The organism is Xenorhabdus lircayensis (assembly GCF_016306625.1).
Lineage (GTDB): Bacteria > Pseudomonadota > Gammaproteobacteria > Enterobacterales > Enterobacteriaceae > Xenorhabdus > Xenorhabdus lircayensis.
The window spans coordinates 1-8,780 of the sequence record NZ_JACOII010000088.1 but is presented as its reverse complement, the minus strand read 5'-3'; the positions used below and the strand labels follow the sequence as shown (position 1 = coordinate 8,780).

The 8,780-nt window shown below is 38.5% G+C and carries 9 protein-coding genes; 7 read left to right on the top strand and 2 right to left on the bottom strand.

Annotated features, from left to right (window positions below; all coding sequences use genetic code 11):
• Positions 1-192: 192 nt before the first annotated feature.
• The 7 genes from H8A87_RS19340 to H8A87_RS19310 all read left to right on the top strand — a co-directional run bounded on the left by H8A87_RS19340 (position 193) and on the right by H8A87_RS19310 (position 6,231).
• Positions 193-984: a peptidoglycan recognition protein family protein gene (locus tag H8A87_RS19340; protein ID WP_198691507.1), complete on the top strand. Its 792-nt coding sequence runs from the start codon at positions 193-195 to the stop codon at positions 982-984.
• Positions 956-1,342 (top strand): hypothetical protein, encoded by a 387-nt coding sequence (locus H8A87_RS19335; RefSeq protein ID WP_198691506.1) that lies wholly within the window; start codon positions 956-958, stop codon positions 1,340-1,342. Before H8A87_RS19340 ends, H8A87_RS19335 begins: the two co-directional genes overlap by 29 nt.
• Before the next feature lie 870 nt (positions 1,343-2,212).
• Positions 2,213-3,088: an integrase domain-containing protein gene (locus H8A87_RS19330; protein WP_198691505.1), complete on the top strand. Its 876-nt coding sequence runs from the start codon at positions 2,213-2,215 to the stop codon at positions 3,086-3,088.
• 251 nt (positions 3,089-3,339) lie between these two features.
• Complete coding sequence (locus tag H8A87_RS19325; RefSeq protein ID WP_198691504.1) at positions 3,340-3,606, top strand: helix-turn-helix domain-containing protein; 267 nt, start codon at positions 3,340-3,342, stop codon at positions 3,604-3,606.
• Positions 3,607-4,147: 541 nt separating this feature from the next.
• Positions 4,148-4,870: an adenylate/guanylate cyclase domain-containing protein gene (locus tag H8A87_RS19320; protein WP_198691503.1), complete on the top strand. Its 723-nt coding sequence runs from the start codon at positions 4,148-4,150 to the stop codon at positions 4,868-4,870.
• Positions 4,863-5,420 (top strand): hypothetical protein, encoded by a 558-nt coding sequence (locus tag H8A87_RS19315; RefSeq protein ID WP_198691502.1) that lies wholly within the window; start codon positions 4,863-4,865, stop codon positions 5,418-5,420. Before H8A87_RS19320 ends, H8A87_RS19315 begins: the two co-directional genes overlap by 8 nt.
• A 34-nt stretch (positions 5,421-5,454) precedes the next feature.
• The gene (locus H8A87_RS19310; protein WP_198691501.1) at positions 5,455-6,231 is read left to right on the top strand and encodes an adenylate/guanylate cyclase; all 777 of its coding nucleotides are present in this window, start codon (positions 5,455-5,457) and stop codon (positions 6,229-6,231) included.
• 456 nt (positions 6,232-6,687) lie between these two features.
• On the opposite strand, the gene H8A87_RS19305 is transcribed toward H8A87_RS19310, so the two are convergent.
• Both H8A87_RS19305 and H8A87_RS19300 read right to left on the bottom strand, forming a co-directional pair.
• Entirely contained in the window at positions 6,688-7,845 is a 1,158-nt protein-coding gene (locus tag H8A87_RS19305) for a tyrosine-type recombinase/integrase (RefSeq protein ID WP_198691500.1), read from the bottom strand.
• 466 nt (positions 7,846-8,311) lie between these two features.
• On the bottom strand, positions 8,312-8,578 hold the full coding sequence (locus H8A87_RS19300) for a DUF5405 family protein (RefSeq protein WP_198691499.1): 267 nt from the start codon (positions 8,576-8,578) through the stop codon (positions 8,312-8,314).
• Positions 8,579-8,780 lie beyond the last annotated feature (202 nt).

Here is an 8,780-nt window from a genome sequence, read left to right as displayed (position 1 = left end):
TTTGACCTGTTCTGATTTGTGGCAATAACGGCAATAGACGTCAACTTTGACCATGCTTCATCCTTAAAAAGCCGGAAGCATATCACAGTAACTAACCATTTAATACATGACCAAAAAACACAGTTTATGAACTATATTTAACCAGCATTTCTTACTTAAATTCAGTTATTTTATCGTCAAAAGGAAGATTAGATGGAACCTATCAATGAAAAGGAAAAAACACTGTTAACAGCTCTTAACGATAATATCTGCTTTAACAAAAAAGAGGAGTTAATAAAAAAACTATCTGAACATGATGAAAATAACACATGGAGTGCGGGTAAAGCCTGTGCTACATGTCCGCCACCGGAAGCGAGAGAGGATTTTGTTAAGCATGTATTAAATCAGATTTCATATGTTAATGATGATGGGTATTTTAAAAATACTGATATAGTTCAAGATGAAGTCAATGCTTTAGAGCATGGTGAAATGAGCACAGTAAATGCTATAGTATTACATAGAACAGGAGGCTCAAGTATGTCAACAGCTATATCTTCGTTCAAATCAACTGGAGTTGGAACACATTTTATTATAGATAAGGATGGTACAATAAAACAAACAGCTAGTTTAAAACAATATACATATCATATAGGAAAAATAAGATCTAAGTGTATAGCAGAAAATAATTGTAATTCAGATGAAGCAAAAAAAATAAAAGGTTGGGGATGGAATCCGAAAAAAATCCATGACCATGAAAAATTAAAAGCATATCCTGACAGATACCCTATGAATGATGATAGTGTAGGAATTGAAGTTGTTGCAGGCTATAATACGTCATCTAAATCTTGGGAGCAAGCTACTGCACAACAAAGTGAATCAATTAAAAAGTTAGTTAGTTTATTAAAATGTAATTATAATTTAGATAATGGTGATATATATGAGCATGATAAAATATCTTATAAAACAGAAGGCGAAGGTGCTAATCTTTATTCTAATGATATTTAGTCCTTATGTTTATTCTAAAGACAAAATAGAAATAATTAGCTTAACAGGGTTGGTGATAACCAAAAATAATGATAAGGATATTATTGATATCTGCAAAAAATGGAATTTAAGTAAGGAGGATGTAAATAATGTTTTTAATATTAGCAGGGTATATGATTATTTTCCATATAGTTCTTTCTATCAAGCCCCATGTGATATAAATGGAAAGGTAAAAATAAACAATGAGATATGGGATTTTTATATTAATGGGGGAGGGATTATTACACTTAAAAATAATAACATTGAGAAATTTTTAGGTTGTGAATCAAAGAAATGTGAAACTTTCTTAATCCTACCGTTTGATGGTATGAATCCATAATTATAATTTATAATCAAGGTTAAAGCAACTTTCAAACTTGATTATAAATAATACAGTTCAACACATAACTTTTATTATTGCTACGACTATAAAAATCAGTTAATCTAAATTGGATTAAAGCGCTTTTCAGCGAAAATAAAACTCCCGTAGCCTGCAGGGGAGAGCAAGTATTGCGGTACATCTGCGCACCTTTGGAAGCAGATATTGTTAGACATAAACCCCTTGTCTAACGATGAAGGTTTTTTAAACTAAAAAACACCCCAAAAGGGCGTTTTTATACTGTCACCTAAGCGCATTGAACATTGAATCATGCACTTCACGCCAGACCACGAAATTATTCTCATACACTACATTCATACTGCTACGATTTCTGTTTGAAATATTTAGCGAACAACTTTGCTATATCGAAACAATTAACGTATTGCTACCATTTGACACTTCACCTTACGGCGTTTTGCTGTGCTTGCTGGCATTTCAACGTTCGCACGACTTTTGCTGATTATTTTCGGAATTTAAGGCGTCACTTTTTGCCGGTTTACCGCTGAAAGTGACGCCGCAGCAAAAGGATAACCTGACAATGATAGGCTCACGCCTGCTTAACCACACAGTGCATCTGACACTGCATTTATAGATTGGAAAATCATCAAAAGGAGAACCTGACGATATCGAGGCTGGCACTTTGCCGGTGGGGATGACCTGTTAATACAGGCGGCAGTACCGCGTACTCAACCGATACCCCGCAATACCTCAACAAGCGTTCGCTCTGGCGCACAGATATCCGTCAGGGACAAAGCAGGCATTTCCTGTTTTGTCCGCACTGTCGCGCGCCAGAGATCGCATCATGTTGAAAGGTTAAGTAAGGAGAAGCCGATGAGCCGATTGATTAAGGAATTAAAGTTTTTTGCCCGGCAGGGTGGCGGCAGCCATAAAACTTGCCATGACCGCACTCGGATTGCGGGGCGTTTAGGCGCGTTGTTATTGAGCCTGAATATTCAGGTTAAGAGTCTCAGTCACTTGAAAGCTAGGCATGTGGAACATTACGTTGATGCTCGTTTATCTCAGGGCGTTGCTAAACGAACTGTGCAAAATGAAATGTCTGCACTGCGTAATATTTTCCGCATGGCAGGCCGGGAGAAACTGGAAACCTCTCCGCGTTTGAGCAATAAGGCGTTGGGATTAAATGGAGCCAGCCGTGCCGGAAAGAAGCAGGCGATCCCTGATGCTACGTTTCAAACTGTTTATCAGAAAGCCCTTGAACGGGATGCCGGATTTGCCGTCACACTGAAACTTGCCCGCTTGATGGGATTACGTTCTCAGGAAGCGGTGCAGTGTAGTGCTTCATTGAAAAGCTGGCGAAAACAATTAGAGCAACCAGAACCGAAACTTCATGTTGTTTTCGGTACAAAAGGCGGCCGCCCAAGGCAAACCCGCGTATTGGATGTTATTGCGGTGAAAGAGGTTGTAGATCAGGCCATTGCTGTTGCAGAGCAGCGAGGCGGCAGGTTGATTGATAAACCAGATCTCAAACAGGCAATGAACTACTGGCGGACACATACCACAAAGATTGGATTAAAGGGCAGTCATTCACCTCATAGCTTGCGCTATGTGTGGGCGCAGGATGCGCTACGTTTTTATCAACGGAATGGCTTTAGCCGTCAGGAGGCAAGGGCATTGGTTTCAATGGATTTGGGGCACGGTGATGGTCGTGGACGTTATGTTGAGCGGGTTTATAGTCGTTCAACTTAGTAGTTCAGTTATTGAGTTAGATAAAACAATCAGTTAAAGTAATTCCGCCATTGGCACAATCCAATGGTCAAGGTTTAGCAGCCTTGTGCGCTTATACACTGGTAAGAATTTTTTACCAGTGTGCCTGCATTCGCCCTTTCAATGGTGGTTCAGGCAGGGGAGGTTTCGGCCTCGCCGGAGTAAGCGCCGGTCTGCTAACCCTGCCTTGAATCACCACCACTAATGTTCAATTAATGGAAGGGGTAGCAGGAATGATTGATATTAAAAAAGACTGGCATCAAGCTGATATTATTGCTGCATTACGTAAGCGTGGTACTACCTTAGCAGCAGTCTCCCGTGCAGCCGGATTAAGTTCTTCTACATTAGCCAATACTCTCAGTAGGCCTTGGCCGAAAGGTGAATGGATTATTGCGAATTATCTCGGAATACATCCTTCAGAAATCTGGCCTAGCCGTTATTTTGATCCTCATACCAGAGATTTATTGGAAAGGAAAGTTCGCAATAAATCACAGACGTAACCTGCATCAATTTGTGATCAATCTCGTAAAAATGATAAATTTTATTATGAAGCCCTGAGAGCGAAATGGCGACCAAATTTGACCATTTTTCAATCTCAAGGCTTTTTTGTTTTCTTTATAGATCGAAGCAAGATCGCGGCAGGTTACTCATTGTTGGAAGTGGTTAGCAGTTGATTTCGTTTTGATAATAGTTGAGCTGGATATCAAATTGAAAATATAACAACAGAAAAATGTAATTTTAAACACCACACCATTTTAATTAATTTATTAAATAAGTGTTATTTATAAATATTTTTATTATCAATGGTATTGAAGTTGTAAGATTCACCCTTACATACTGTAGGTACCTAATAACTTATTTTATAAATATGTTAGCTAAAGATTATATTTATAATAAATTCAATAATATATGATTTTACCCTATGTCAGAAAATCAAATCACTGCCACTTTCCATAAAAATTAACATGTGGCGTTCACTCTGATTCATGGATATGATTTGTACTTTTGCTATCAATATATTGATTAATAAGGAAATTATTAATGGAAGCACAATATAGCTTGTATGACTTTGAGAAAAGTAGAGGGAGAATTGATGAGATTTTGCAAGGTGCAGATGCATCATACAAAGACAAAAATTCAGTTCCATCAAGAAATGAATTAACTTTTACAAATGGATTTAATGTTTGTTGCTCATCTCTCTTCGTAGACATTAGAAAGTCCAAAGTCTTGAACGAAAAACACACAAAGCCTGTCCTTGCTAAAATATACAAAACTTACATCTCTGAACTAGTTGCCGTAATGAAAGGCCACAGTAAAGTTAAAGAGATCTGTATAGAAGGTGATTGCGTCTGGGGAATTTTTGATACTCCTCAACGATCTGACATTGATGAATTATTCAGCATTGGAGCACAGATATCATCACTCATTGATGTATTAAATATAAAATACAAAAAACGTGGATATTCAGAACTAACAGTCGGAATTGGAATGTCTTACGGCAAATCGTTGTTAGTCAAATCTGGCTACAAAGGCAGTGGTATCAATGAGGTTGTTTGGTTGGGAAGTTTAGTCAGTGAGACTGCAGAGCTGTGCGGATTTGGTAATAACTCACAGAAAGACAATGAAATAATGGTTTCAAACGATTTTTATTACGATCTTAATGATTACAGTAAGTCATTGCTTAGTAAGACTAATTACCGATATTGTTATCATGGTAACGTGATAGACACAACCATGAATGAATGGGTAAAACAAAATGGATAATAAAGCCCACTTTATTTTTGCTGCAATTCAAGATTGTCAAGCAACAATTCGAGCAACAGACATTAAGGTTGGTGCACTCCTAGCAGGATTGTTATTGCCTTTTTCACAAATATCCCATATATGGAGATATTTGAATGAGGTTTCGCTTTTACTCGAAAGTCAAATCATCACAATTATATTTTTTGTTCTTTGGTTTACTGCTGTGAGTGCATTAATACGAACTATATCAGCAATCGATAACCCTGCAGCTCATATTGTAAACGAAAATACATGCAAAGGATCATTTTACGGCGTCGGACTGTACAGGTTTGGTATTCTGGATTCACTGTTGAACAGATCAATCATTAAAGCAAATAAAGACATTTCGAACTTTGTTCTGGCTTATCCATCATCAAATGATGAAATTGAACAAGAGTTGTCGTTTGAGCATATGAAACTGATATATATACGTGACATTAAACTTCACAGGCTAAATTTTTCACTCAAAATATCAGTACTTTGGCTCATTTTTGGCTTAGGTTTATTTTTATACATTAAAATAGTTGTGTAGGATGAAGCTAACATTTTGAAAAAATGGGGTTTTAATGCTTTCGCTAAACCAAAAAACGTCGCTTAGAAAAATCATCAATGATTCGTTAAACAAAGCAGAAAAACATTGGAGAGATGGTGGCTATCTACTCGCACTAAATAGAGTGGGGTTCGAGTCAGTTAATGCTAGCGCTATGGATTCGGCCGAGCCATCTAAAATTCCTGGGCACACTATTGTGCAAGATGGAGAAACTGTTATTGATACTTTTATCGCCTTTGTTGCTGATATGCGAGACTCTTCAAAGCATTTGATGTGTGCAACTAGCCCTAAAAAGTCAAAAGTTTCTGGTTTAGAACGAGTTTATTATGAAACTTCAGCTCTACTTCCCGCAATTGGCTACGTTGTTCGAGAAGAAGAAGGTAATGTGACCGAATATTTAGGAGATGGAGCTTTAGCTTTGTTTCGGGTCGAAAAAGACAACAAAAAAGAAGCCATTTATGCCGCTCATCGCGCAGCAAAAAATGCGATTGGTGATGCACGTGATATTGTTAACGAAATCTTGAAAGAGAGATACGAACTTCCTGAGCTTGATATAGGTGTCGGTTTGGCTATTAGTCAAACTCTGGTTACATTAGTTGGCTATCCAGAGAAACACCCCAAAGCTTTTGGCGAGTGCGTTTTTAGAGCGACAAAACTATCCAGTGGCAGGAATGAAATTATATCAGATATTAATCTAAAAGCGATTTGGCCTTCATCAAAAGGTGGAACACTTAGATTTACTTCTAAAAGCATAAATAATGTTGATGGTTACGTTCTGGGAACTGCGACTTAAGCAGTTATACCATCAGAAGTTTAATAATTCTGGACACCTCCTCAACAGGAGAGAAATTGCAATAGATAAAAAGTGCCAGCATTCAAGCTGTAAGCTTAGATTAAATGACTGGAATTTTAAAACAGGAGCTGTGTTGATCCTAGAAAGTTTGAGCTAATACAGATGTTATCGTTCTGACCCAAGTGAACTCAGCTCTCGTATAATAAAATAACAAATAATTTATCTTGAATTTACCATTGCATTTTTAGCAAAATTAGTTTTATTGATGATATTTTTGCAATGAAAACCTTGCTCTCCACAGCCCAACCAGATAGAAATCAGGCAAACAGAGACAAAATAATGTGGGGGTATTATAGGGGGTATTGTAGATAATTGAACTAAATAAAAGCATTTAAAAACAATTAATTAATTGTTAATATTGAATCCTGTAGGGAATTTAAAATCAAGCACTTATCCCTATTTAGCAATTATCATTTTCCCCGACTGGGACGGATTTGGGACGCAAACACCAAAAAGCACATCAATTTGGCGTGCGTGCTCAGTTAAATGACTAGGCGCTAAATGAGCGTAACGTCTTACCATTTCGATTGACTCCCAGCCGCCCATTTCTTGTAAAATTGATAATGAAACGCCCGACTGAACCAACCAGCTAGCCCAAGTATGCCTTAAATCATGGAACCGGAAATTCTCTATTCCGGCTCGTTTTAACGCTGAATTCCATGCTGTGTTATCATCAACACGCATCTTTCTAACTTTAGGCATTACCTTTCCATCGGGATTGGTTGATGATTTGGTATGGACGAACACCCATTTGTGATGATTGCCTATTTGATCACGCAAAGATCTACAAGCGGTATCGTTTAGGGCTACCCCTATAGCCCTAGCCGATTTACTCTGGTCTGGATGTATCCATGCGACTTGCCGCTGCATATCAACTTGAGACCACTCCAGATTAATAATGTTTGAACGTCTTAGTCCTGTAGCCAGAGCAAATGTAACAACTGACTTTAACGGCTCTGGACATTCATCAACTAACCTTTGGGCCTCATGAGGCTCTAGCCACCTAACACGTTTCTCTCTGACGGTTGGTACTTTAATTACTGGGGCTTTTTCCAACCATTTCCAGTCCCGTTCCGCTGCTCTCAGTAATGATTTTATCAATGACAAATGTTTCGCTTTGGTTGCTATCGAGACAGGAACTTCCTTATATGCCGGGATCTCTTTTCCTTTTTTCTGAGCTGCCCTAACTTTACTTTCCCAACGTTCCTTGGCCTTGCGGTTTTTCATTTTGCTGGCTGCTGTATAAATTCTGGCTTCGGTTATATCCTTTAATCTCACTCCGCCGAAGTATTCCAGCCAGAACCCCATACGACCCTTATCATCATCCAATGACTTTTTATTGGCCTTTTCCTCTATCCATCGCAAGCAGGCTTCATCAAAGGTCACGTCAGGGAAATCACCTAACCTTTCTATGCGCCATAACTCGGCCTTTCTTCGGTCGTGCAATTCCTGAGCTTGCTTTTTGTCCGTAGTCCCAAGAGATTCCTTAATTCTTTTGCCGCTTGGCGTCGTGTAGTTCCCATACCACGTATTTCCTCTACGGAAGATTGACATTGTTTATCTCCTTTTTCTGTCGCATCTACCGCGCTCACAGGCACAGTTTGGATCGGATTGTTGATTGCTGCAATACATGCAGTACGAGTAAATAAATATGGTGATTTTGGTTTGGTGGGATTTTTCTTGGTATAGGCTATTTTCCCTATTTTGCACCAGATAGATAATGTATCTTCATCAATCCCTATAAATGCAGCCGCTTCCTTTCTGGATAGGGTGATACCCTCTATCCTGTCATTATTAGTAATGAGTCTCATTGCTTCATCTCCTTATCAATCATATCTACATAGTATCGCAACCACATTACCGGCAGGAATTTGCTCTTTTGATGTGGCGACATCGCGGTTTCAAATCGGGGTAGGTACTTGGTGAGTATTTGGTTAGCTTGTTGGTCGGTGAGGCGCTTATGCTTTTCAGTTCATTGCGGCACTCCCTTGCCACCTGTCGTCGTCCGTTCTCGAATGAGTTAGGCATTGGTCTGTTTTTCTGCAAACTCGCTGGCGATAGAGTTTATTTTGTCGCCGAGCTGTTTGAGTCCCTCGATATCATCGTCATTAATTTTCATTCTTATCAGAGCGCGTACTAATTGATGTAAATGTTGGTAATAACCAAACGGAGATAAACTTTCCTGACCGATATTTTCACCGCTCTTTAATATTGTCTTGGTGTTTAAAATAAATTTCCGGCTATCGGATGTAATGACATATTTACCTAAATCTATTCTGAGACTCATATTTAATCCTCTCGGCAATCCGTTGCCGTGGTTGTGTTAGTCATGAATAATGACGGTGATATCGTCCATTGTTATTGTTTGAAATCCTTCGTTCTCTAAAATGATTTTCATATCCCACCGAATTAGACCCAGATAGTCAGACTCCGGGTGTTTATAATCTATGTCTAGGTAGTCTTTAATTTCTGCTTTACTCATGATGTAA

Bases quoted from the DNA above. Each gene is read 5' to 3' on its own strand.
- H8A87_RS19340 (WP_198691507.1), top strand. From the start codon at position 193: ATGGAACCTATCAATGAAAAGGAAAAAACACTGTTAACAGCTCTTAAC.
- H8A87_RS19320 (WP_198691503.1), top strand. From the start codon at position 4,148: ATGGAAGCACAATATAGCTTGTATGACTTTGAGAAAAGTAGAGGGAGA.
- H8A87_RS19315 (WP_198691502.1), top strand. From the start codon at position 4,863: ATGGATAATAAAGCCCACTTTATTTTTGCTGCAATTCAAGATTGTCAA.
- H8A87_RS19305 (WP_198691500.1), bottom strand. From the start codon at position 7,845: ATGTCAATCTTCCGTAGAGGAAATACGTGGTATGGGAACTACACGACG.
- H8A87_RS19300 (WP_198691499.1), bottom strand. From the start codon at position 8,578: ATGAGTCTCAGAATAGATTTAGGTAAATATGTCATTACATCCGATAGC.
- H8A87_RS19330 (WP_198691505.1), top strand. From the start codon at position 2,213: ATGAGCCGATTGATTAAGGAATTAAAGTTTTTTGCCCGGCAGGGTGGC.
- H8A87_RS19325 (WP_198691504.1), top strand. From the start codon at position 3,340: ATGATTGATATTAAAAAAGACTGGCATCAAGCTGATATTATTGCTGCA.
- H8A87_RS19310 (WP_198691501.1), top strand. From the start codon at position 5,455: ATGCTTTCGCTAAACCAAAAAACGTCGCTTAGAAAAATCATCAATGAT.